Origin of the sequence: Ensifer sp. LC163, assembly GCF_001695855.1 — a bacterium.
Classification (GTDB): domain Bacteria; phylum Pseudomonadota; class Alphaproteobacteria; order Rhizobiales; family Rhizobiaceae; genus Ensifer.
On sequence record NZ_MBSS01000012.1, the window covers coordinates 768,432 to 790,887 of the forward strand.

Here is a 22,456-nt window from a genome sequence, read left to right on the forward strand (position 1 = left end):
CCGAGGCCGTTCCGGCCAGGCAGGACCCATAGGCCGAAGGACGCCCAGAAAGGATGTGAACGCGATGAACCAACATGAAGAGTTGAGGGAAAAGCCGCTCATCGACCCGGTAACAGGTCAGCCGACACCGATGCCGACAGACCCGACGCCGGTCCGCGCCAAACGCAGCAGCTGGCCGCTCATCATCATCCTGCTTGCCGGCCTCGTGCTCGCGTTGATCGCCTGGCTTCCAGCAGAACTGACGCGTGATACGACCGAGACAGCAACGCCACCGGCCACGACCGATCAGTCGACAACGGGCCAGACGGCGACACCGCCGGCAGCGGATACGACGACCACTCCGCCGGCCGATACGACCACCGCGCCGTCCGGCGGAACGATGACCGCCCCGGAAACGGCGCCACAGCAAGGCACAACACCGCCTGCAACGGATGGAACGACAACACAGCCGGCACCGGCCCAATAACGGTGCTGTCGCAACGCCTCGCCTTTGCCGGAAGAGAGCTCTTCCGGCAAAGCCTCACTTGCGCAGATCGCGACGAGATAACCGGCCTCGGGACAAATCAAGCGCGAGCGCGCGCCGAGCGCAAGTTGGACGATCTGGATGAATAAGGGCGACGCCCCTAAAGCGGCGTCGCCGCCAGGTTCGCGGTCAGATTTTCCTCGAGGAGGCGTCAACCATCGCGTCCCATCCGGCAGCGCAACAGTCGGCGATCGCCATCAGGGTCTGCCGAGCGGCCCCGTCGCGTGCATGGATCGACATTCCGTGCTGGATCGAGGTGACATAGGCGGCGATTTCGTCACAGGCCGTCCCCGCAGGAAGATCGCCTTCCGCCACGCCGCGCTCGAGCCGGTGCTGCAATGCCGCCTGCTTCTGCAGCCGTCGGGCTTTCAGATCGTCGCACACCGCCGCGTCGCCACCCTCCATCTGCGGGGCCGACAGGACCACCATGCAGCCGCGTGGCTCGGGCCATTGGGTAAAATTCTCAGCCGACCGTCTCAATAGGTCATGCACCGCCTCCTTTGCGGTCGGCGCGCTATCGAGAAATTCCCAGATGCCGGCGCCGTCGGTGCGGCCATAGAGATCGACGGCTTCAAGGAAAAGCTTCGCCTTGCTGCCGAAGGCGGCGTAGAGGCTCGGCGGATTGAGCCCCATCACCCGCGTCAGATCGGCAAGCGAGGTGTTGTCGAACCCCTTGTCCCAGAAGATTTCCATCGCGCTCTTCAGCGCTTCCTCGCGCGAAAAGTTGCGGGGCCGGCCGCGGCTGGACATCGCGTGAACTCCTTTTCTGTATCGATCAATACATAATTGACTTGACAGAACGAGACAAGTCGTTCGGTATATATGTATCGATCACTACAAATACGGAGAATAGGCGTGTCGAACTTGAAGAACAGGATAGCGTTGGTGACGGGCGGCGGACGTGGCATAGGTGCGGCGATCGCCAGGCGGCTGGCGAGCGAAGGCGCCATCGTCGTCATCACCTACGGGCAATCGCAGGCAAAGGCTGATGCCCTGGTTGCCGAGATCGAACAGTCGGGCGGCAAGGCGCTCGCCGTTCGCGCCGACAATCGGGATGCCAAGGCGGTTGAGGCTGCCGTCAAGACGGTCGTCGAGCGACACGGCCGCATCGACATTCTCGTCAACAATGCCGGTATTTATGAAGGAGCCGCCATTACGGACGTCACCGCGGACGATTTCGACCGCACCGTCGACGTCAATGTGAAGGCCGTGGTCCTGGCCACGAGCGCTGCGGCAAAACATATGCCGGAAGGCGGGCGCATCATTTCGATCGGCAGCAATCTGGCGCAGCGCGTTCCGTTTCCGGGCATCAGCCTTTATGCGCTCAGCAAGTCGGCGCTCGTCGGCTTCACCAAGGCGGTCGCGCGCGACCTGGGTCCGAAGGGCATCACGGTCAACATCGTCCATCCCGGCTCAACGAATACCGACATGAACCCGCAGGAGGGCGAGCATGCGGATCCGCAACGCGGCCTGATGGCAATCCCGCGGTTCAACGATGCCAGCGAGGTAGCCGGTCTGGTCGCCTGGCTTGCCGGGCCCGAAGCGCGGGGCGTGACCGGCTCCGAGTTCACCATCGACGGCGGCACGAACGCCTAGAGCTTTTCTAGGAAAAGTGCGAAGCGGTTTTCCGTCAAGAAATGCGTAGAAACAAAGAGAGATAGCGTTTCCGCAACTCCGTCTGAACCGGAAACACTGTAGCAACAAGACCCACGGCAAAGAGGCCGGAAGCGATGCTCCCGGCCTCTTTCGACGATCGGAAAACGATCAGGAGAAGAAACGTTCCGGGCGATAGGGGACGATGTCGATCACCGTCTTCTCGCCGGTCATCGCTTCGGCGAGCGCCCGGCCGGTGACCGGGCCGAGCGTCATGCCGTGATGGGCATGACCGAAGGCGAACCACAGGCCCTGGTGGCGCGGCGCCTTGCCAATAATCGGCATCATGTCGGGCGTGCACGGGCGAGCGCCCATCCACGGTTCTTCGTCGCGGCGTTCGGCCAGCGGGAAGAACTCGCGCGCCACGCGCTCGGCGCGGGTAAGCTGAACCGGCGTCTTCGGATCGTCGCGCCAGGCAAATTCCGCACCCGTCGTCAGGCGGATGCCGCGCAGCATCGGTGCCAGGAAATAACCCTTCTCGGCATCCAGCACCCAGTTGTTGAGTTGGGCGCCCTCCTGCGTGCCGTAGTGCATGTGATAGCCGCGCTTGACGGCAAGCGGGAAATGGTAGCCGAGCTTGCGCGTCACGGTATCGGCCCAGGGGCCGAGCGCGACGACGACTTCATGCGCCTCGAGCGGCCCTTCGGGGGTCGCCACCCGCCAGCCCGGGCCTTCGAGGATGTGTTCCACTGTCGCCGCGTCGCCGGAAACCAGCCGGCCACCGAGCGACTGGAAATAGCTGAGATAGGCCTTGTTGAGGCTGTGCGGATCGCGGATCGACCAGGGATCGCTCCAGCGCAGGCCGCCAACGAGATCGGCCCTGATCGAGGGCTCCATGGTCTTCAACTCGCTGGTCGAGAGCTTCTGGTGATTGACGCCGAAACCGGTCGACAGTTTCTCGGCATCCTTGTAGGCAGCGTCACGCTCCTTCTCGGTGCGGAAGACCTTCATCCAGCCATCCTTGCGGATCAGGTCGCCCGCGCCGGAGGCATTGATCAGATCCTCATGCTCGGCGATCGAATTTTCGATCAGCGGCGCATACATATGGGCGATGCGCTGGTGCTGGGTGAAACCCGAATGCCACCAGTAGCGCGCCAGGAACGGCACCAGCCCTGGCAGGGCGCGAATGTGATAGTGCGCGTCGATCGTATTGTTCAGCGCATAGCGGAACAGTGCTCCGAAATCATGGGGGAAGCCGTAGGGAAACACGCCCTCGCGCTGGATCAGGCCGGCATTGCCGTAGGATGTCTCTTCGCCTGCACCGCGACGATCGAGCAGCACCACCGACTTGCCGCGCCGCGCCAGATGGATGGCCGTCGATATGCCGACAATACCGGCGCCGAGAACCACTACGTCAGTCTTCATGTCCAGGTGCCCCGCTACTTGATCAAGACCACCACAGCGATGCACGCCGCTCGGCCCAAGCTACTTCTTCTTCAATCCATTCATGATCTGCTCGAGATAGCCGAGCGTACCAGCCAGGGCAAGGGATGCAACGGGAGCATCGCGACATGCAAAAGGGACGAAGTCTTTCAACATTCGTCCCTTGTTGATTTCCTAAAGCGGTCAACACCTGGATCAGGTTCTACGCATGAGTCCCGCCACCAGCGAGATCACCAGGAAGGCGAGGAAGAGGAAGAACAGGATCTGTGCAATACCGGCGGAAGCGCCGGCAATACCGCCAAAACCAAGTACACCGGCGATGATGGCCACTACGAGAAAAACGATAGCGTAGTAAAGCATAGGATATCTCCCTGTCTGCGTCGCTGGAGATGAAACGTCATGGCCACCTATTTTGTTCCAGCGCCAACGCAAGATTGGACGAAACCTTTGAATGCAATAGGGGAGGCTGGAAACTAACTATTAACCACGATAATCAAAACAGTCCCGGTTTGGCACAGCCGAGACGAAAATCGCCAGGAACCTTCGAGATAGTCCTACGTTGTTCCCTCAAGGAATGAAGCAGGTTCGACATGAAGATGCCAATGTCACATATCTGGAAGTCCGCGGCTGAAACGGCGCGGCGAAACGCCGAGTTGCCGGACAGCAATCTTCACATCGGTAGAACGATGCGCGATCTCTACGCTCACAACGCAGACAAACCGAGTCAGAACTTAAACAACCTTCTCGAAAAACTGAAAAAGGCCGAGCCCAAGCCGAAGAGATAGTCGCGCTGCACCGTTCTTCAGCCAAGACCTACTGCATAATTCCTTAAATCGGATCCGATTTAAGGATAAAATTATGCAGCAAGTTTAAAGTGTTACAGCGTCCTTTGCGCGTCATATTTGACGCGCGGCGCTGTAAAAAACCAAACGCCGCGGCGGTTGATATCCGCAGCGGCGTTTGCTTTTGGCTTTTCGAGCCGATCAGGCACGCTTCTCAGTGGCGGGAAGCCCACTCGTCGATCTGGCGCTCAGCCTCGTCGCGAGCGATGCCGTAACGGGCCTGGACGCGACCAGCCAACTCCTTGCGCCGACCGTCGATGATGTCGAGATCGTCATCCGTGAGCTTGCCCCATTCGGCCTGGGCCTTGCCCTTCAGCTCGGTCCACTTGCCCTGAATGATATCCCAGTTCATGCGTCGCTCCTTTCAGCACGGCAAAGAGAACAGGCATGACAAGTTCAGTTGCGGAATTTCGGCTTTTCGTCCGTGCGCGCGGCAATGGCGTAGGTGCCGTCGCCGGCAATCACCTTGACTTCAAGCTGGCGCGACGGCGTGATCCGCCACTCGATCGTCGCGTCCTCTACGAACAGGGCCGGATCGACTTCGGCACATTTGCCGTAGGCGCTCTTGAACGTCTTTCCGACCTCTTCGATCGACGGCGAAAGCAACTCATGACATTCCTCGACGGTCTCAAAGCCGACGACCGGTGTCGGAACCTCACGGCAGGCGGCATCGCCCTGCATGCAGCCGACGAGGACCATGATGGCAGCGATATGTTCCATCCGCATGCTCCTTTCATCAAGAACTTGAACAGCAAACGGTTATGGACGGCGTGGAGTTCCACCGAGGTCCATCAAATTTTTGTCGGAAGCGTCGCGGGCTCGCGCGGTGGGCCCGGATTTTTCCGGGGAAGCGGGTGGAGAGAACGCTGAAAACCCGGACGATCCCGCGGTGAGACCCGTGGCGGGTCGAGCGCCGTTGCGGCCGGAAAGCGGCAGGTCTCGGGAAGAATCCGCTCGATGGAACAAATTGCCGTGATCGTCGTTTCCACAGCAATAACAAGCGCCGCACCCGTGGCGATACCACAAGGGAGACATTGATGAGCGGCGCAGGTCCGCCCGTTGCGAGCAATCCAAAGGTGGCTAAGATAGGTCCGAGGCCCGGATCAGGGGCGGCGTCGATAACGGGTGTTCGCCTTTGCGAACGGCCTCATTGTCGTCATTCTGTTCGTCCTCAGTCCCTCGCAACCGGTCTCGGCCAAATGCATCCTTCAATGTTCAACGAAGCAAACCTCGGATAGGAACGCGTCATGAAGAAGATACTTATCGTAGCAAGTCTGATCCTCCCCCTGGCGGCCTGCACGCAAACGGAGAAGGGTGCGGCGATCGGCGCGACCGGCGGCGCGATCATCGGCGGTGCCGCAACGGGCAATGTCAGAGGTGCTGCAGTCGGTGCAGCTATCGGCGGTGTCGCCGGCGCGCTCATCGGCAATGCCAATGAACCGGGACGTTGCATCTATCGCGACCGCTACGGCCGCCGCTATGAGGCCGCCTGCTAAGGCGAAAGCTTCGAAAGATTTCGGGAAACGGGCTTCGGCCCGTTTCTCATGCCTTACGCTTACACCACGGAGCGAACTTTGTCGTCGGTGCGGCTCAGCGCCTCGGCATCATCAAGCTTCTGCAGAAGGTCAATGAAAAGGTCAGGCACCGGCTCCTGTTCGATCGCACGATAGAGCGCCTTCAGCTTCGAACCGATCAAGCCGTTCGGATCTGAACCTCTCGCAGCCCTTGCCGTTTCCTCTTCCCCTACGCCACGCTCGTCCACAGGATCTTTCATCCCCACAATCCCTAAGCCAGACGGCGCTCGAAACACCTCGAGTACGCGTCACTGTTGCCAGCTTCCCATAGGCCGAAAAACGTGTTCAAAACATTCACGTCTTTCGCAGGATGCGCACTGTCCTCAGAAAACAAGCGAATCACTTCAGACCCAAGGAAGTACTTGATGTCACTTTCGACCCGTATTGCACCACACCTTCCCTTTCTTCGCCGTTACTCCCGCGCCGTCACCGGTTCGCAGGCCGCTGGCGACGGTTATGTGGCTGCGGTTCTGGAAGCGTTGATCGACGACATCAATCTTTTCCCGGAGAGCTCCAACGACCGGATCGGCCTCTACAAGCTGTTCTGCTCGCTGTTCGAGAAAGTCTCCATCGACCGGACCGAGAACGCCTCACCCTTTGCCTGGGAACAGCAGGCCGCCGCCAATCTTTCGCTGATCGCGCCTGCGGCGCGGCAGGCGTTTCTGCTCGTGTCGGTCGAAGGATTCTCAATCGCCGATGCCGCCGAGATCATGGGGCAGAGCCAGGCGGCGTTTTCCAAGCTGCTGACCGTCGCTTCGGAAGACATTTCGCGTCAGGTGGCAACAGAAGTTCTGATCATCGAGGATGAACCGCTGATTGCGCTCGATATCGAGGACATGGTGACGAGCCTCGGCCATCGTGTGACCGGCATTGCCCGCACCCACAAGGAAGCGCTGGACCTCTACCGCAAGACGGCGCCGAAGATGGTTCTGGCCGACATCCAGCTCGCCGACGGCAGCTCCGGTATCGACGCGGTCAATGAGATCTTGAAGGATGCGGCGGTGCCGGTGATCTTCATCACCGCCTTCCCCGAGCGCCTGCTGACAGGCAAACGGCCGGAGCCGGCCTTCCTGGTGACCAAGCCTTTCAACCCGGATATGGTCAAGGCGCTGATCAGCCAGGCCTTGTTCTTCGATGAGCACGCTCGCTCGACGCGCGGATAACGCTGACGTTGCGCAGGTGTCAGGCCGGCAGCTGCCGTTCCGGCGGCTGTTCGCGCACCTCTTCGAAGATCGTCATGGCGACCAGCGACAACGGCAGTGCCAGCATGGCACCGACCGCGCCCCACATCCATGTCCAGAAGATGATCGCAACGAAGACGAGGAACGGGTTGACCTCGAGCCTGTTGCCCAGGATCGACGGGATCACCAGGTTTTCCATGACAAGGTGCACCACGAAGAAAGCCGCGGCCGGTGCAAGCGCCAGCAGGATAGGCTCGTGCGTCATCAGCCCGCCGACCAGCAGAGCCAGCGTCATCATGGTCACGCCGAGATAGGGGATGAAGCTGGAGACGAAGGCGAACAGACCCCAGAGCAACGGCATGGCCAAGCCACCGACCAGCGCGATGATCATGGTGACGACGCCGAGCGCCAGATAGATCAGACTGGCGATGGAAAAATATTGCGCCAGCGCGTTCTCGATCGCGTTCATGATCCGGATCGTGCTTAGACGCCGCTCTCGGCTGGTAAAGGCAAGGATGATGGTTCGGCGCAGGTGCAGGCGCCCAAGCAGGAAGAGCCCGAGTGCGGCAAGGAAAATCAACGTCTGTATCAAGGCTGGCGTCAGCCCGCCGGCGACAGCTCCGAGCACTGGGCCTGCATTCTTCATGACGGTGTCAGCGAGCGCGTCGCTTCCCGCCCCTCGTGCCAAGGCCAGCCGCAGCCATTCGAAGCGCTCGATGAACGGCAGCACACGCTCCACGACCCCTTCCGCCAATGCCGGTGCCTTTTGCGCCACGTCCGTCATTGGACCAAGCAGAGCGCTGACCACCGATGCGAGACCAAGGATGAAGAAGAGCGCCAGCAACAGCCCACCCATGATCGGTGGAAGGCCGAACTTTGCCAAGCTGTCGGCGGCACGGCCGAGCACGATGCCGACGACGACCGCCAGCGTGATCGGCATCAGGATGGTTTCCATCTGGTAAATTGCAGCTGAGCCAGCAATGACGAAGACGCCGATGACGCTCCAGGCCACCATCAGGTCGATGCCGTCTCGCTGCGGCTCCGCCGGCAGCGCCGCCTCTACCGATGCCTTCTCCTCCTCGGCAATGCGTTTCAGCTTATAGTAAGCAGCCGTGTGGCCGGATGTGTCCAATGCCGTCCCTCGCCTTCGTTTCGTAACGCGCAATCCTGTTGGGCGGACCGGATCGTTCAATGTCGTTCGGGCGGGAACACAAGCAGGGTGAGCGACAGAAGCCCGAGACCGAGGACGATGACCAGAAGTGTGTACGCGATATCGGTGGCGGTGTCCGGGACGAAGCCAAAACCGATCAGTAGACCGGCAAAAGCGAGCACGCCGATCCGCGGCAGCCAGTAGAGCATCGACTGCCCTCCCATGTTTTTGTGGAACCGGAGGTAAACGTGCAGGCTGGCGAATGGTTCCTGTGCCGCGGCGGAATGCGGTGCGGAGCCGGCAAAAGAAAACGCCGCCGTGCGCTGGGCACGGCGGCGGAAATGCAATGTCGCGTGAAGCCGTTCGGCTTCGCCAGGCCGCCTTAGGCAGCAGCTGCGACGACGATCACTTCGACGAGGTATTCCGGCGTTGCAAGCTTGGCTTCGCCGGTGGCGCGTGCCGGGGTATGGCCCTGCGGTGCCCAGGTATCCCAGACCGAGTTCATCTTCGGGAAATCGGCCATGTCGGCGAGCCAGATGGTGGCCGAGAGGATGCGGGTCTTGTCGGTGCCGGCGAGTGCCAGAAGACGGTCGACTTCGGCAAGCGCCTGCTTCGTCTGGGTCACGACATCGTCACCGGCATTGCCGACCTGGCCGGCGAGGTAGACGGTGTTGTTGTAAACCACGGCCTGGCTCATCCGGGGGCCGGTTTCGAAACGCTTGATTTCCATGATCGTGTTCCTGAAGTTGGGCCGAACGCGATTGGTCCGGCCGAAAAGCGGCTGCCCGCCGCCGGAAGGCGAGAAGTGAATGGCGGCGCGAAAGCTCTACACCATCGGCCTGGCAAGGCCAAGAAGCCGGGGAATTCTTTCCCCGGCCTCGCTCTTATATGACAACGCCGAGAAGGCTTAGGCGGCCTGCTTCTTGGCAAGCCTTGCCTTGATGCTGGCGACGTCGGCGCGCGGCGTCGCTGCAAACAGCGTCTTGGTGTAGCTGTGCTTGGGATCGGCAAAGACTTCGTCGCGGCTGCCGTATTCGACAGCCTCGCCGAAATACATCACCATCACGTCGTCGGCGATGTAACGCACCACCGAAAGATCGTGGCTGATGAAGACGTAGGTCAGCTGGAACTCGTCCTGCAGATCCGCAAGCAGGTTCAGCACCTGCGCCTGAACCGACAGGTCGAGCGCCGAGACCGGCTCGTCCAGCACCAGAAATTTCGGGTTGAGCATCAGCGCGCGCGCAATGGCGATACGCTGGCGCTGGCCGCCCGAGAACATGTGCGGGTAACGATTGTAGTGCCTCTCGTCGAGACCGACCTTCTTCAACATCGCCATCGCCCGTTCGCGACGTTCATCGGCGGGCGTCTTGGTATTGATGATCAGCGGCTCGGTGAGAATGTCGCCGATCTTCTGGCGCGGGTTGAGCGAGCCATAGGGGTTCTGGAAGACGATCTGCACCTTGCGGCGCATCTCCGGCGTCAGGTCGCCCTTGGTGATGTCGATCTTGTTGCCGTCGATCAACAATTCACCTGATGTCGCCGGATCGATCAGCGTCAGGATGCGGCCAAGCGTGGACTTGCCGCAGCCGCTTTCGCCGACGATCGCCAGCGTCTTGCCCTGCTCGACCGAGAAGCTCACGCCCTTAAGCGCATGCACGGTCTTGGCCTTTTTCATCAGGCCGCCGGGAATATGGTAGTCGCGCACCAGATTGCGCGCTTCGAGAACGACGGTCATCGGGCGGCTCCTTGAAGGCTCGGCTCATCCACGAACAGTTCAGAGATGGTCGGCAGCCGGTCACCGGTGGCATTGTCCGGCAAGGCTGCCAGGAGCGCGCGCGTGTAGTTGCTCTTCGGCGATTCGAACAGCGACAGCACGTCGGCCTCTTCCATCTTGCGACCCTTGTACTGCACGACGACGCGGTCGGCAGTCTCGGCAACCACGCCCATATTGTGCGTGATCATGATCAGGCCCATGCCATGCTCGGCCTGCAGCCGCATCAGGAGATCGAGGATCTGTTTCTGGATCGTGACGTCGAGCGCGGTGGTCGGCTCGTCGGCGATCAGGAGCTTCGGGTTGCAGGCGATGGCGATCGCGATCATCACGCGCTGGCATTGGCCGCCCGACATCTGGTGCGGGAAATGCCCCAGCCGTTCGGCCGGGTCGGGGATGCCGACCGCCTCGAACAGCTCAATGGCGCGCTTGCGCCGTGCCGCCTTGTCGAGACCGAGGTGAATGCGCAGCACTTCCTCGATCTGGAAACCGACCGTGAAGCACGGATTGAGGCTTGCAACCGGTTCCTGGAAGATCATCGAAACGTCCTTGCCGATGATCTTCTTGCGCTCCGCCGGCGACATGCCGAGCAGGTCGCGACCGTTGAACGCCAGCTTGTCGGCTGTGACCTTGGCCGTCCACGGCAGGAGGCCCATGGCCGCCAGCATCGACACGGACTTGCCCGAGCCGGACTCGCCGACGATCGCCAGCACTTCCTTTTCGTGGACCTTCATCGACACGCCGTCGACGGCGCGGAAGGGACCGGTGGCCGTCTGAAATTCGACGACCAGGTTTTCGATTTCGAGAAGCGCCATGTCAGGACCTCTTCAGCTTGGGATCGAGAGCATCGCGCAGGCCGTCACCCATCAGGTTGATCGCCAGCACCGTGACCAGGATTGCAACGCCCGGAAGCGTCACCACCCACCACTTGCTCTGGATGAACTCACGCGCCTCGGCGAGCATCGTGCCCCACTCCGGTGTCGGAGGCTGGGCGCCCATGCCGAGAAAGCCGAGGGCGGCGGCGTCGAGGATTGCGCTCGAGAACGACAGCGTCGCCTGGACGATCAGCGGTGCCATGCAGTTCGGCAGGATCGTCTTGAACATCAGGCGGCCGTGGCCGGCACCTGCGACCTTGGCGGCAACGACATAGTCGCGGCTCTTCTCGCTCATCACCGCAGCGCGCGTCAGGCGCACGAAGTGTGGCTGGAAGACCAGCGCGATGGCGATCATCGCGTTGGTCAGGCCCGGCCCGAGAACAGCGACCAGCACAAGGGCGAGCAGCAGCGACGGGAAGGCCAGGATGATGTCCATCACACGCATGATGACGGTATCGACCCAACCACGGAAATAGCCCGCGATCACGCCGATGAAGATACCACCGACCAGCGAGAGCGTGGTGACGATGACGCCGACGAACAGCGAGAACTGGGTGCCGTAAATCAGGCGCGAGAGCATGTCGCGGCCGACGGCGTCGGTACCGAGCAGGAACTCGGCACGGCCGCCTTCCTGCCAGACCGGCGGGATCAGCACCGCATCGCGATACTGGGCGGTCGGGTCATGCGGCGCGATGATCGGAGCGAAGATCGCCAAGAGGACGAGGAACAGGAAGAACACGAGGCCGATGACGGCGCCGCGGTTCTCGGAGAAATAGTACCAGAATTCGGCCAGTCGCGCCCGGCGGGACGGATCTGTCGAAACGGCGCTCGTTGCAGCAGCTTGAGACATATCGCCCTCCTTAGTGCCGGATACGGGGGTTGATGAGACCGTAGAGCAGGTCGACGGCAAGGTTCACCAGCATGATGATGCCGGCGATGACCAGCAGGCCACCCTGAATGACGGCGTAGTCGCGCCGGAAGACGGAATCGACCATCCACTTGCCGATGCCCGGCCAGGAGAAGATCGTCTCGGTCAGGATCGCGCCGGCGAGCATGACGCCCACCTGCAGGCCGATCGTGGTGATCACCGGGATCATCGCGTTTCGAAGCGCGTGGACGCCGACGACACGGAAGGTCGAGAGGCCCTTGGCGCGCGCCGTGCGCACATAGTCTTCCGAAAGCACTTCAAGCATCGCCGACCGGGTCTGGCGCGCAATCACGGCCAGCGGAATGGTGCCAAGCACGATCGTCGGCAGGATGAGATGGCTCACCGCAGACTTGAAGGCACCCGCCTGTCCCGACAGCAACGAATCGATCAGCATGAAGCCTGTGACCGGCGGGAAGAAGTACATCAGCGAGATGCGGCCCGAAACCGGCGTCCACTGCAGGATGCCCGAGACCAGCATGATCAAGAGCAGGCCCCACCAGAAGATCGGCATGGAGAAGCCGACGAGTGCGGTGCCCATGATCGTCTGGTCGACGAAGGAGCCGCGCTTGATCGCCGCGATCACGCCGGCGGGAATGCCGAGCACGATCGCGAAGATGATCGCACAGAGCGAGAGCTCCAGCGTCGCCGGGAACAGTTCGAAGAACTGGTCGATCACCGGCTTCTTCGTCACGATCGACATGCCGAAGTCGCCCTGAAGGACGCCCCAGAGATAATCGAAGTACTGGATCACGATCGGCCGGTCGAAACCGAGCGCGTGTGAAATTTCCGCATGCCGCTCCGGCGACATGACACGCTCGCCCGAAAGCAGGGCGACAGGGTCGCCCGGAAGCATGCGAATGAAGGAGAAGGCAATGATGGAGACCCCGATGAAAGTCGGGATCAGGACCGCCAAGCGCCCCAAGAGAAATCGAAACATGTTTTACCCCGCGCCACGTTGCCGCGCCGTTGTTTCCCGGCGCTGGCACCACTGCATGTTTCCTTAAACCCTTCGGATTTGAGGGCAAAAACATGCAGCAATTCAAAGTGCTACAGCGACCTTTGCGCGTCTGACAAGACGCGCGGCGCTGCAGTAGATGCAAAGAGGGGCGTTTGCCCGTGGCAAACGCCCCCTTTCGGATCAGTTCATTAGCTTACTCGACAATATCCACGCCGTCGAAGGCAAAATCGCCGAGCGGGCTCTGGACGAAGCCTTCGACATTCTTGCGCATCGGAACGACCGACAGCGAGTGGTCGAGCGTTGCCCAGGGCGCTTCGCGCTTGAAGACGACCTGCGCCTCTTCGTAGAGCTTGGTGCGCTCTGCCAAGTCGGACGTTTCCTTGGCCTTCTTGACCAGGGCGTCGAATTCCTGGTTGCACCACTGAGCGCGGTTGTTGCCGCCGACAGCGTTGCAGCCGAGAAGGGTGTCGAGGAAGTTGTCCGGATCGCCGTTGTCGCCGGTCCAGCCGAGGATGACGGCACCGTCACGGTCCTTTGCCTTCGACTTGTCGAGATATTCGGCCCATTCGTAGGACACGATCTCGACCTTGACGCCGATCTTGGCGAAGTCAGCCTGCATCAGTTCCGCGGCACGGCGGGCGTTGAGCATGTATGGGCGCGAAACCGGCATCGCCCAGAGCTTCATCGACAGATCCTTGACGCCTGCTTCTTCGAGCATCTTCTTGGCTGCGTCGAGGTCGTAGGTGTCGTCCTGGAGCGTGTCGTTGTACGACCACATCGTCGGCGGGATCGGGTTGGTTGCCGGCTGGGCAGCGCCCTGGAACACGGCGTCAACGATCGCCTGCTTGTTGATCGCCTTGTTCAGCGCCTTGCGGACTTCCGGCTTGTCGAACGGAGCCTGCGTCGTGTTGTAGGCGAGGTAAGCAACGTTCAGACCGGCCTGTTCCATGACCTTCAGGTTCGGATCGGCCTTCATGGCCTGCACGTCGGCCGAGTTCGGATACGGCATCAGGTGGCATTCGCCGGCCTGCAGCTTCTGGAAGCGAACCGAAGCGTCGGTGGTGATCGCGAAGACGAGGTCGTCGATCTTCTGCTTGCCACCCCAGTAGTCCGCGTTTGCCTTGTAGCGGATGACGGCATCCTGCTGGTAGGCGACGAACGCGAACGGACCGGTGCCGAGCGGCATCTGGTTCATCTGGTTCATCTTGCCTTCGGCCTGCAGCTTGTCGGCATACTCCTTCGACAGGATCGAAGCGAACGGCATGGCGATGTTGGCGAGGAACGGTGCTTCCTTGCGCGTCAGGGTGAACTTGACCGTCAGGTCATCGACCTTCTCGACCGACTTGATGACTTCCGGGAAGCCCATGCCGGCTGCGTATTCCCACGAAGCGCCGGTCACGTACTTGTTCCAGGGGTTGTCGGCCTTGAGCTGGCGCTCATACGAGAACACGACGTCGTCAGCGTTCAGCTCGCGAGTGGGAGTGAAGAACTCCGTCGTCTGGAACTTCACGCCCGCACGCAGCTTGAACGTGTATTCAAGACCGTCGTCGGAAATGGTCCAGCTCTCAGCGAGGCCCGGCTCGGTTTCGGTCGTGCCCTTCTTGAACTCGAGCAGGCGGTTGTAGACCGTGTGCGCCGCTGCGTCGAACGTCGTGCCGGCGGTGTAGAGGCCCGGGTCAAAACCCTCAGGCGAACCTTCCGAGCAATAAACGAACGTTTTCGACCAGGCGGAGCCGGCCATCAGCGTGGCAAGCGCCGTCGCTGCGAAGAGAGTAGTGAGCTTTTTCATGAGCTTTGCTTCCCAGATTTGTTCTTGTTCTCGTATTTTCCTGACGCGGAATGACGTTTGCCCCCGGTCAAGGCCGGATGGAACGACATTTGGCGTCGCATTGCAATAAGTCGCCAAACAAATTTGTCTATGCGAAAAATTCCTCCTACGGTGGAGCCGGAAATCTGTCCACTGTTTTAGAACGCCCTGACATTTCTAAGGGCTTTATCGGCCGTTGCCCGGCCGGCGCGCCGCACCGCATCCGGTTCATCGTAGACGGCTTGACTGATGTACGATGATAATCCGATGACAAAAGGCAGGAGCGTGCAACGGGCTGCCTGTAGCCGACCGCCATCCCTCATGCACCCGCCCTGCGTGTGTCGTTACGACCAGGCGATCGGCGATTCGATGAAATCGCGGGAAACGGTCAATCCCAAGATAGTTGGGTAGAAATCACCTGCTCGATTGTGCAATAGAACCTGCAGAAAATCTCGGGGGAGACAATCGACGTGCCAGAACGTCCTTGGGAGGGGGCGGTATCCGCCTCCAGGCGCTTTCAACATCGCGGCGTCGCGGCCGCGAGACGGCCGTGATGATGCCGATCCGCAATTTCGTCACCGGCTTCATGCGGTTGATTGAGCCGGGCTTGCGAGTAGACTGCCGCCTCGCGACAAAGGGATAGCGCACGCGTGGCACGTTTGCTGGAAAATCACAGGCGCTACGATCTCCGCGACGATCTGGAGAAAGCGCTCAACCGCGTCGACTTCTTTCGCATCTTTCACACGATGGCATTGCGGTTCGGCTTCAACCATTTCGGCATTCTGCAGCTCGGCAACGAGAACGATGCGTGCATGCTGTCTACCCGGCTCGTTCTGCACGATCTTCCGTCTGGCCTCGCGGAGGAGTACGACAAGCGTCACCGCTTCGGCGATTCGCTTTTCTACAAGACCCTGCACACGTCGATCATTTCCTCCGTCTGGAGGTCGGACGATCCCGGTTGCGCCAACGGCCAGAACCTGCTGGTCCAGCTCGGCTTCGAGCTGCTCTTGAGCGTGCCGGTGCACGCGGCGGCGACGGGCGCGCGCTACGCCGTCCTGTTTCTGGGCGACGGCAACGATATCGCCCGCTCCGAGCATTTCGAGCTGAGCTATGACGCCGTCTGCGCCTTCGACTATTTCTATCGCATCGCGCTTTCCAACAAGGCCGGCATGGGCCTGACGCCGCGCGAGACGGAGATCCTCAAGTGGATCTCCCATGGAAAGACGGCAAGCGAGATCGCGCTGATCGTATCGGTCTCCGAACACACCGTGAATTCGCATACGGCGACGATCCTGAAGAAGCTGGATGTCGTCAATCGGACTCAAATGGTGGCGAAGGCGATAAGGGAACAGATCATTCAGTGAAGCCGATCGACGGGGCGATTTGAACCTGGCGGCGCCGCAAGGCGCAACCGCCGACAACTGGCGCCGCAAGGCGCAACCGCCGACAACTGGCGCCGCAGAAACGATACAAACTCGCCTCCCCACCCGCTTGCCGATGACAGGCGGGCACAGCAGAATGGCTCCCGGTCACACAGGTACTTGGACGATCATGACACAAAAAGCCCATATCCTGCTCGTTGACGACGACCCTGCAGAGAACCTCATTCTGCGCGGGCTGATCAAGAAGGTCAGCAATATCGAGATCGAATTGCATTATTGTCAGACGATCGAAAGCGCGCTCGAATTCCTTCGTTCGGGCAAACCGGTCTCGATGGTGTTGATGGACAACCGCCTTCAGCCGCAGCGCGACTTCCGCGAAACGGTACCGGCACTCCGGCACCAGGGCTTCATCGGCCCGATCGGTGTGATCTCGGGGTCGCTCGCCGATCCCTATTTCCAGAACCTGGAAGAGTACGGCGCGGACTTCCGGATCGACAAGTCCGAGATCGATCCGACGGCAATAGAGTTCATACTGAGGGAATATCTGGCGCCGAACTGAAGGGACACCGGCCGCCGCTGTGGGCGGCGAAATCGTGAGCGGCTTAAGCAGCGCTCCGGCGCCGAGGGTCATGACTGACACACGGCGCCGCGAAATCCTGATCAGGCCGCGGTCGTCTGCGGGCGCTTGGTCTCTTCGAGGCCGAGCAGGAAGTTGATCTGGGGACGGGCCTTGACCAGATCGTCGATGGTGTAGCCCTGAAGCACTTCGAAGAAGGCATTCAAGGCCTTGCGCAGGGCGGCGTTGAGACCGCAGCTGTCAACCAGCGGGCAATCGATTTCACCAGCCTCAAAGCACTCGGCCATCGCGAAGCTGTCTTCCGTCACCTTGACGACGTCGAACAGGGTGATTGCCGAAGCGGGTTTCGGCAGGCGTACGCCGCCGTTTCGGCCGCGAACGGTTTCAACCAGGCCAGCACGGGTCAGCGGCTGGAGAATCTTGAACAGAAACAGCTCGGAGACGCCATAGGCCCTGGCGATTTCGGGAATGCGGCTGAGCTTCTCGCCGTTTGCAGCGCAGTACATCAACATGCGAACTGCGTAGTTCGTTTGTTTCGTCAGTCGCATCATTCGCTCCGGAATCGAGAGGTTTATCGAACCTTCATATAGGACGGATCGTAGTTTGGAACAATTCCAAATAACCAAAAAAGTCACATCTGCTTGATCGTTAACCGTTTCCCGATTGACTGTTGGGCGGCTGCAGATCAAAAAGATGAGCGATTTTGTTAACTTAGCTCAAACCAAAAAATGGAGGAAGCCATGTCCGTTTCAAGAGCTGCAATGGGCGTATTGTCTCTCACCGCCAGCCTGCTCGCGTCCACTGCGGCCTGGGCCGATGGCGAGGTCAACATCTATTCCTATCGTCAGCCCGACCTGATCAAGCCGCTGCTCGATGCCTTCACCAAGGAAACCGGCATCAAGACAAACGTGCTGTTCCTCGACAAGGGCCTCGTCGAGCGCATCCAGGCCGAAGGCGCCAACTCGCCGGCGGACGTGATCCTCACCGTCGACATCAGCCGCCTCACCGAAGCCAAGGACGCGGGCGTGACGCAGCCGGTCGCCAACGAGACGATCAACAAGGATATCCCGGCACACTTCCGCGACCCGGATGGCAACTGGTTCGGCCTGACGACCCGCGGTCGCGTCGTCTACGCCTCCAAGGACCGCGTCGCCGAAAACGACATCACCTATGAGGACCTCGCCGATCCGAAGTGGAAGGGCAAGATCTGCACCCGTGACGGCCAGCACTCCTACAATATCGGCCTGTTCGCCTCGATGATCGCCCATAACGGCGAAGCCGAGACCGAGAAGTGGCTGACCGGCCTGAAGAACAATCTGGCGAGGAAGCCAGACGGCGGTGATCGCGACCAAGCCAAGGCGATCCTCGCCGGCGAGTGCGACCTCGCACTTGGCAACACCTACTACGTCGGTCTGATGCTGACCAACGAGAAGGAGCCGGAGCAGAAGGAATGGGCAGCAGCCATCAAGGTGCTCTTCCCGAACGCCAAAGACCGCGGCACGCATGTGAACATTTCAGGCATGGCGCTCGCCAAGAACGCTCCGAACAAGGACAACGCGCTGAAGCTGATGGAATTCCTGTCGGAAGGCGAAGCGCAGAAGATCTACGCCGAACAGGTCTATGAATACCCGGTGCTGCCGGGTGCCGAGCCCTCCGACGTGGTCAAGTCCTTCGGCACGATCAAGCCCGACGAACTGCCGCTGGCCGACATTGCCGCCAACCGCAAGAAGGCATCCGAACTGGTCGACAAGGTCGGCTACAACGACGGTCCGCAGGACTGATCTCAACAGTCGCATGAACTGGAAACGGCGGGCCGAGTGCCCGCCGTTTTCGTTTTGATGATGCCGTCGTACCGTGTGTGGCGAAGCCGCTCGGCGGGCCCGGGCACTACTGACCTTGCGCCCTCAGTTCGCCGGCATAGTCGAGGATCGCCTTGCGTCGTTCCGGTGTTCCGGGATGGGTCGCAAGGATGCTGGTATCGGAACTGTCGCCAAGCTCTTTTTCAAGCAGATCGAAGAACCCGGCGATTGCCGTCGGATCACGCCTGGCTTTCAGCATCAGCTCCACCGAGTGCCGATCCGCCGCCGCTTCCGCCGCGCGGGAATAGGAGAGCGACAAGAGACCTGCGCCCTGAACCAGAATGTCCTCCGCACCGGATCCGATGTCGCCGCCAATCATCATGATCAGCCCCGCGACCCCGGCGGCGCGGTAGATCTGCCGCAGGCTATGTTCAAGCTCGACGTGGCCGATCTCGTGCGCCAGCACGCCGACGATCATTTCCGTGTCGTCGCCGGCAAGTTCGACCAGTTCGTCGGTAACGATCAGCGTGCCGTCGGGCAGCGCGAACGCATTCGGGCCAATGGTGCCGCCCTTGCGGAAGTTGAGGGTATAGCCGCCTTCGCCACGATCGGACAGACGCGCGATCGCATTGAACCCGTCGCGGATCTTCTGCTGGCGCTCGGCTGCCAGCGCGGACGTGTCGAGCAGCGTGCGGTCCATCGTCTCCAGGGTGCTCGCCGACATGATCTTGGGCACGATCGGCGGCGTCACCAGCACGGCGACTTCGACGAGCGCCGGCACGGCATAACGATAGATGGCCATGCCGCAGAGCACAGTCGCCAGGACAACCGCGATCAGGCGCGGATGGAAACGCTCCCATTCGTGGACGAGACTGGTTTTTCCCTTGCCTTTCAAGAAACGGTCGATGGCATCGTTGTCGGTGGTCTCGAACAGCGAACCGTCGGGAAATTCCGCGCGACGCGGAATGGCACCGACACGCGCTGAGAAATCGACGGCGGCAAACGCACCGGCTGCGAGTTCGCCGCCGGCCTCGTCGAGAGCCTTGAGCTCGCCGCCGTCTTCGATCAGCCGCGAGGGCACCGACCGGCTCGAACCGGCCGGATGCCACTCGCCAACAGCAATCTCGGTGCCGTTAGAAGCCAAAGTCGAACCCTTCAAAGTCCATGAACTCCGAACCGACGGCGGAACCTTCCTCTGCTATCCGGTCGAATATCTCGCCGACATTGCCTTCGAAGTGGACGCCCGTATGTTCATTGACGTAACGCGCCATGCGCACCGCTGCCCAGGGACGCATCAGACCGAGCGTGAAGATGGTGACGATCAGGTTGGTGATCGCGATCCAGGTGTAACGGCCCCGCGACAGGTCGCTCGTCAATTGATGCTTGCCGTCGAAGGTCGTTGCCGACCAGGCGACGTTGCGCACGCCGGCACGATAGAACAGCGCCGCGACCCCGAAGATCGAGAGGAATGCGATGTAGCCGATGACGGCCAACACAATCATCGAAAACTGCATTCCCGGCGTTGCCTCATAGGAACCGTCGAACAGCGACAGGATCACCGCCAGGTTGAGGAAGCCGATAAAGGCAATGATCAGCAGACCGGCGACGATGATGGCTGCCGACAGGAACCAGGACTTGTAGATCGCGCCGACGGAAGGATCCGTCGCGAAAGTCCGTTGCCCGTAACGCAGGTTGCTGCCGATATAGCGGTAGGACCAGCGGCTGGCGAGCGGCGTCAGGATGCCGAGCGTCAGGACCGAGATGACCGGACCCACGATGAAGGCGAGAAACGCACCGCCGACGCCGCCGACGAAATCGAACCGCACATTGCGATAACTGGTGACGCGGGCACTGAAGCGCAGGCCCCTGACGACCAGCCACGGTACGAAGGCCACCAGTAGCAGGGCAAGAATGATGCCGGCGATCGGCACGACGGTCAGCATGACGTTGTAGAAGATCAGGTAGGCGAACACGATCACCCGGCCGATCAGGATCTGCTTGCCCTTCGCATGATATTCGAAGGCACGCCCGAGAAGCACCGTATTGCCGTAGAAATAGCGGTTGCGGCGGACTTTTGCCCAGGCGGAATAGATGCCGAGCGTGATGATCGTCAGCAACACGTTGACGATCCAGATGCCAAAATACTCTTTTCCGCTACCGGTAAACGACAGGCGGTGGAAATTGTCCGGTACCCTCTGCGTCAACGCCCCTTGCATCGACGCCGTTTCGGCCACGACCATGATAAAACCTCTCTCAATGAAATCAGCTTGCGGCGGCCCGCTGACAGACAGGCGCCGCGTTGCGACAGGGTGACGTCATTTGTGAACCCAGCGAACTGTGGCTATCCCCCCGGATGAGCCTTCCATGCAAAAGAACGGTCGAAATGCCTGCAATATTCGACCGAGGCGCGAATCAACTTTCCGCCGCCTCGGGCATATCAAATTAGTTGCAGTGCAACACGACATGCAACACCCCCCGAAGGAGCTCCCGGGCATGCAACAAAAAAGGGCCTCCCGAAGGAGGCCCCGAGACGGGAGGATATCTTGTCCCGTTACTTCATCGTCGGGATGGAGAATTCGGCACCATCCTTGATGCCCGACGGCCAGCGCTCAGTGATCGTCTTGGTCTTGGTCCAGAACTTGATCGAATCCGTGCCGTGCTGGTTGAGGTCGCCGAAGGACGAGGACTTCCAGCCGCCGAAGGAGTGGTAGGCGAGCGGAACCGGGATCGGAACGTTGACGCCGACCATGCCGATGTTGATGCGCGAGGCGAAATCACGGGCAGCATCGCCGTCGCGGGTGTAGATCGCGACGCCATTGCCGTATTCGTGCTTCATCGGCAGGTCGAGGGCTTCCTCGTAGTTCTTGGCGCGAACGACCGAAAGAACCGGTCCGAAGATTTCGGTCTTGTAGATGTCCATGTCGGGGGTGACGTGGTCGAACAGGCAACCGCCGATGAAATGACCGTCCTCATAGCCCTGGAGCTTGAAGTCGCGGCCGTCGACGACGAGCTTCGCACCCTGCTCGACGCCGCTGTCGATCAGGCTCCGGATGCGCTGCTCGGCCTCCTTGGTGACGACAGGGCCCATGTCGGCCTTGTCGTCGGTATAGGGACCGATGCGCAGGCTTTCGACCATCGGCGTCAGCTTGGCGATCAGGCGGTTGGCGGTCTCTTCACCGACCGGAACAGCAACGGAAATCGCCATGCAGCGCTCGCCGGCCGAGCCGTAGCCGGCGCCCATCAGCGCGTTGGCGGCCTGATCCATATCGGCGTCCGGCATGATGATCATGTGGTTCTTGGCGCCGCCGAAGCACTGGGCGCGCTTGCCGTTCATGGCAGCCGTGCCATAGACGTAACGGGCGATCGGCGTCGAGCCGACGAAGGACACGGCCGAAATGTCCGGGTTGGTCAGGATCGCGTCGACCGCGCCCTTGTCACCGTTGACGACGTTGAGGATGCCGGCCGGCAGACCTGCCTCGATCATCAGTTCGGCAAGGCGGACCGGAACGGACGGGTCACGCTCGGACGGCTTCAGGATGAAGGCGTTGCCGCAGGCGATTGCCGGGGCGAACATCCACATCGGGATCATGGCGGGGAAGTTGAACGGCGTGATGCCGGCGCCGATGCCGACGGCCTGGCGGATCGAATACATGTCGATGCCGGGGCCGGCACCTTCGGTGAATTCGCTCTTCTGCAGGTGCGGAATGCCGGTGACGAATTCGCAGACTTCCAGGCCGCGGACGAGATCGCCCTTGGCGTCTTCAATCGTCTTGCCATGCTCGCGCGAGAGGATCTCGGCAAGTTCGTTCATGTGGGCGTTCAGGAGTTCAACGAACTTCATGAAAACGCGGGCGCGGCGCTGCGGGTTGGTGGCGGCCCACTTGGGCTGTGCGGCCTTGGCGCTGGCGACGGCGGCGGCGAGTTCCGCGTCGCTTGCCAGTGCCACGGTGCCCTGCACTTCGCCCGTTGCCGGGTTGAAGATGTTGCTTACGCGTCCGCTGGTGCCGGCGACGCGCTTGCCATCGATGAAATGACCGAGTTCGTACATGGATG

General features: G+C 61.0%; 25 protein-coding genes. 7 read left to right on the plus strand and 18 right to left on the minus strand.

Annotated elements, in window-relative coordinates; genetic code table 11:
* The first annotated feature begins 64 nt into the window (after positions 1 to 64).
* The gene (locus tag BC360_RS13495) at positions 65 to 466 is read left to right on the plus strand and encodes a hypothetical protein (protein WP_139110013.1); all 402 of its coding nucleotides are present in this window, start codon (positions 65 to 67) and stop codon (positions 464 to 466) included.
* 186 nt (positions 467 to 652) lie between these two features.
* Here BC360_RS13495 and BC360_RS13500 read toward each other — a convergent pair whose 3' ends face one another.
* Positions 653 to 1,273: a TetR/AcrR family transcriptional regulator gene (locus BC360_RS13500; RefSeq protein ID WP_065795509.1), complete on the minus strand. Its 621-nt coding sequence runs from the start codon at positions 1,271 to 1,273 to the stop codon at positions 653 to 655.
* Between the two features lie 99 nt (positions 1,274 to 1,372).
* Between BC360_RS13500 and BC360_RS13505 the strand changes: the two genes are divergently transcribed.
* Positions 1,373 to 2,119, plus strand: coding sequence for an SDR family oxidoreductase (locus BC360_RS13505; protein WP_167590837.1), 747 nt, complete (start codon positions 1,373 to 1,375; stop codon positions 2,117 to 2,119).
* Positions 2,120 to 2,287: 168 nt separating this feature from the next.
* On the opposite strand, the gene BC360_RS13510 is transcribed toward BC360_RS13505, so the two are convergent.
* From BC360_RS13510 to BC360_RS13530, 4 genes are all read right to left on the minus strand, one after another.
* The gene (locus BC360_RS13510) at positions 2,288 to 3,541 is read right to left on the minus strand and encodes an NAD(P)/FAD-dependent oxidoreductase (protein ID WP_065782910.1); all 1,254 of its coding nucleotides are present in this window, start codon (positions 3,539 to 3,541) and stop codon (positions 2,288 to 2,290) included.
* Between the two features lie 213 nt (positions 3,542 to 3,754).
* Positions 3,755 to 3,919: a DUF1328 domain-containing protein gene (locus BC360_RS13515; protein ID WP_065782912.1), complete on the minus strand. Its 165-nt coding sequence runs from the start codon at positions 3,917 to 3,919 to the stop codon at positions 3,755 to 3,757.
* Between the two features lie 636 nt (positions 3,920 to 4,555).
* A complete protein-coding gene (locus tag BC360_RS13525) occupies positions 4,556 to 4,753 on the minus strand; it encodes a CsbD family protein (RefSeq protein ID WP_065795512.1) in 198 nt (65 codons plus the stop codon).
* 44 nt (positions 4,754 to 4,797) lie between these two features.
* Positions 4,798 to 5,121, minus strand: a complete 324-nt coding sequence (locus tag BC360_RS13530; protein ID WP_065782915.1) for a hypothetical protein — start codon at positions 5,119 to 5,121, stop codon at positions 4,798 to 4,800.
* Positions 5,122 to 5,648: 527 nt separating this feature from the next.
* Between BC360_RS13530 and BC360_RS13535 the strand changes: the two genes are divergently transcribed.
* Positions 5,649 to 5,897 carry a glycine zipper domain-containing protein gene (locus BC360_RS13535; RefSeq protein WP_065775524.1) on the plus strand — a complete coding sequence of 83 codons (249 nt, stop codon included), beginning with the start codon at positions 5,649 to 5,651 and terminating at the stop codon, positions 5,895 to 5,897.
* Positions 5,898 to 5,956: 59 nt separating this feature from the next.
* On the opposite strand, the gene BC360_RS13540 is transcribed toward BC360_RS13535, so the two are convergent.
* Positions 5,957 to 6,175, minus strand: coding sequence for a NepR family anti-sigma factor (locus BC360_RS13540; RefSeq protein WP_065795513.1), 219 nt, complete (start codon positions 6,173 to 6,175; stop codon positions 5,957 to 5,959).
* 165 nt (positions 6,176 to 6,340) lie between these two features.
* Here BC360_RS13540 and BC360_RS13545 point away from each other — a divergent pair, with 165 nt between their 5' ends.
* Positions 6,341 to 7,138 carry a response regulator gene (locus BC360_RS13545; protein ID WP_065782919.1) on the plus strand — a complete coding sequence of 266 codons (798 nt, stop codon included), beginning with the start codon at positions 6,341 to 6,343 and terminating at the stop codon, positions 7,136 to 7,138.
* 19 nt (positions 7,139 to 7,157) lie between these two features.
* On the opposite strand, the gene BC360_RS13550 is transcribed toward BC360_RS13545, so the two are convergent.
* The 8 genes from BC360_RS13550 to BC360_RS13585 form a co-directional block, all read right to left on the minus strand.
* Entirely contained in the window at positions 7,158 to 8,288 is a 1,131-nt protein-coding gene (locus BC360_RS13550; protein ID WP_065795514.1) for an AI-2E family transporter, read from the minus strand.
* A gap of 56 nt (positions 8,289 to 8,344) precedes the next feature.
* The gene (locus BC360_RS32375) at positions 8,345 to 8,515 is read right to left on the minus strand and encodes a hypothetical protein (protein WP_167590829.1); all 171 of its coding nucleotides are present in this window, start codon (positions 8,513 to 8,515) and stop codon (positions 8,345 to 8,347) included.
* A gap of 173 nt (positions 8,516 to 8,688) precedes the next feature.
* The gene (locus BC360_RS13560; protein ID WP_065795516.1) at positions 8,689 to 9,036 is read right to left on the minus strand and encodes a RidA family protein; all 348 of its coding nucleotides are present in this window, start codon (positions 9,034 to 9,036) and stop codon (positions 8,689 to 8,691) included.
* Positions 9,037 to 9,213: 177 nt separating this feature from the next.
* Positions 9,214 to 10,041 carry an ABC transporter ATP-binding protein gene (locus BC360_RS13565; protein ID WP_065795517.1) on the minus strand — a complete coding sequence of 276 codons (828 nt, stop codon included), beginning with the start codon at positions 10,039 to 10,041 and terminating at the stop codon, positions 9,214 to 9,216.
* Complete coding sequence (locus BC360_RS13570) at positions 10,038 to 10,892, minus strand: ABC transporter ATP-binding protein (protein WP_083222537.1); 855 nt, start codon at positions 10,890 to 10,892, stop codon at positions 10,038 to 10,040. Before BC360_RS13570 ends, BC360_RS13565 begins: the two co-directional genes overlap by 4 nt.
* Position 10,893: 1 nt before the next feature.
* A complete protein-coding gene (locus tag BC360_RS13575; RefSeq protein WP_065782927.1) occupies positions 10,894 to 11,802 on the minus strand; it encodes an ABC transporter permease subunit in 909 nt (302 codons plus the stop codon).
* Positions 11,803 to 11,812: 10 nt separating this feature from the next.
* Positions 11,813 to 12,817 (minus strand): ABC transporter permease subunit, encoded by a 1,005-nt coding sequence (locus BC360_RS13580; RefSeq protein ID WP_065782928.1) that lies wholly within the window; start codon positions 12,815 to 12,817, stop codon positions 11,813 to 11,815.
* Between the two features lie 214 nt (positions 12,818 to 13,031).
* Positions 13,032 to 14,627, minus strand: a complete 1,596-nt coding sequence (locus tag BC360_RS13585; protein ID WP_065782930.1) for an ABC transporter substrate-binding protein — start codon at positions 14,625 to 14,627, stop codon at positions 13,032 to 13,034.
* A gap of 668 nt (positions 14,628 to 15,295) precedes the next feature.
* Between BC360_RS13585 and BC360_RS13590 the strand changes: the two genes are divergently transcribed.
* Both BC360_RS13590 and BC360_RS13595 read left to right on the plus strand, forming a co-directional pair.
* Positions 15,296 to 16,009 (plus strand): helix-turn-helix transcriptional regulator, encoded by a 714-nt coding sequence (locus BC360_RS13590; protein ID WP_139110014.1) that lies wholly within the window; start codon positions 15,296 to 15,298, stop codon positions 16,007 to 16,009.
* A 187-nt stretch (positions 16,010 to 16,196) separates the two neighbouring features.
* Positions 16,197 to 16,586 (plus strand): response regulator, encoded by a 390-nt coding sequence (locus BC360_RS13595; protein WP_065795518.1) that lies wholly within the window; start codon positions 16,197 to 16,199, stop codon positions 16,584 to 16,586.
* Positions 16,587 to 16,687: 101 nt separating this feature from the next.
* On the opposite strand, the gene rirA is transcribed toward BC360_RS13595, so the two are convergent.
* Complete coding sequence (gene rirA, locus BC360_RS13600) at positions 16,688 to 17,152, minus strand: iron-responsive transcriptional regulator RirA (RefSeq protein WP_065783046.1); 465 nt, start codon at positions 17,150 to 17,152, stop codon at positions 16,688 to 16,690.
* Between the two features lie 213 nt (positions 17,153 to 17,365).
* On the opposite strand from rirA, the gene BC360_RS13605 reads away from it, so the two are divergent.
* Positions 17,366 to 18,385: a Fe(3+) ABC transporter substrate-binding protein gene (locus BC360_RS13605; protein WP_413813743.1), complete on the plus strand. Its 1,020-nt coding sequence runs from the start codon at positions 17,366 to 17,368 to the stop codon at positions 18,383 to 18,385.
* Positions 18,386 to 18,491: 106 nt separating this feature from the next.
* Here the strand turns inward: BC360_RS13605 and BC360_RS13610 are convergent, their stop codons facing one another.
* The 3 genes from BC360_RS13610 to BC360_RS13620 form a co-directional block, all read right to left on the minus strand.
* Positions 18,492 to 19,547, minus strand: a complete 1,056-nt coding sequence (locus tag BC360_RS13610; protein ID WP_065795519.1) for a M48 family metallopeptidase — start codon at positions 19,545 to 19,547, stop codon at positions 18,492 to 18,494.
* Positions 19,537 to 20,643: a YjgN family protein gene (locus BC360_RS13615; protein ID WP_083222539.1), complete on the minus strand. Its 1,107-nt coding sequence runs from the start codon at positions 20,641 to 20,643 to the stop codon at positions 19,537 to 19,539. The genes BC360_RS13610 and BC360_RS13615 overlap by 11 nt, the downstream gene beginning before the upstream one ends.
* A 311-nt stretch (positions 20,644 to 20,954) precedes the next feature.
* Positions 20,955 to 22,451 (minus strand): CoA-acylating methylmalonate-semialdehyde dehydrogenase, encoded by a 1,497-nt coding sequence (locus BC360_RS13620; RefSeq protein ID WP_065782941.1) that lies wholly within the window; start codon positions 22,449 to 22,451, stop codon positions 20,955 to 20,957.
* Between the last annotated feature and the right edge of the window lie 5 nt (positions 22,452 to 22,456).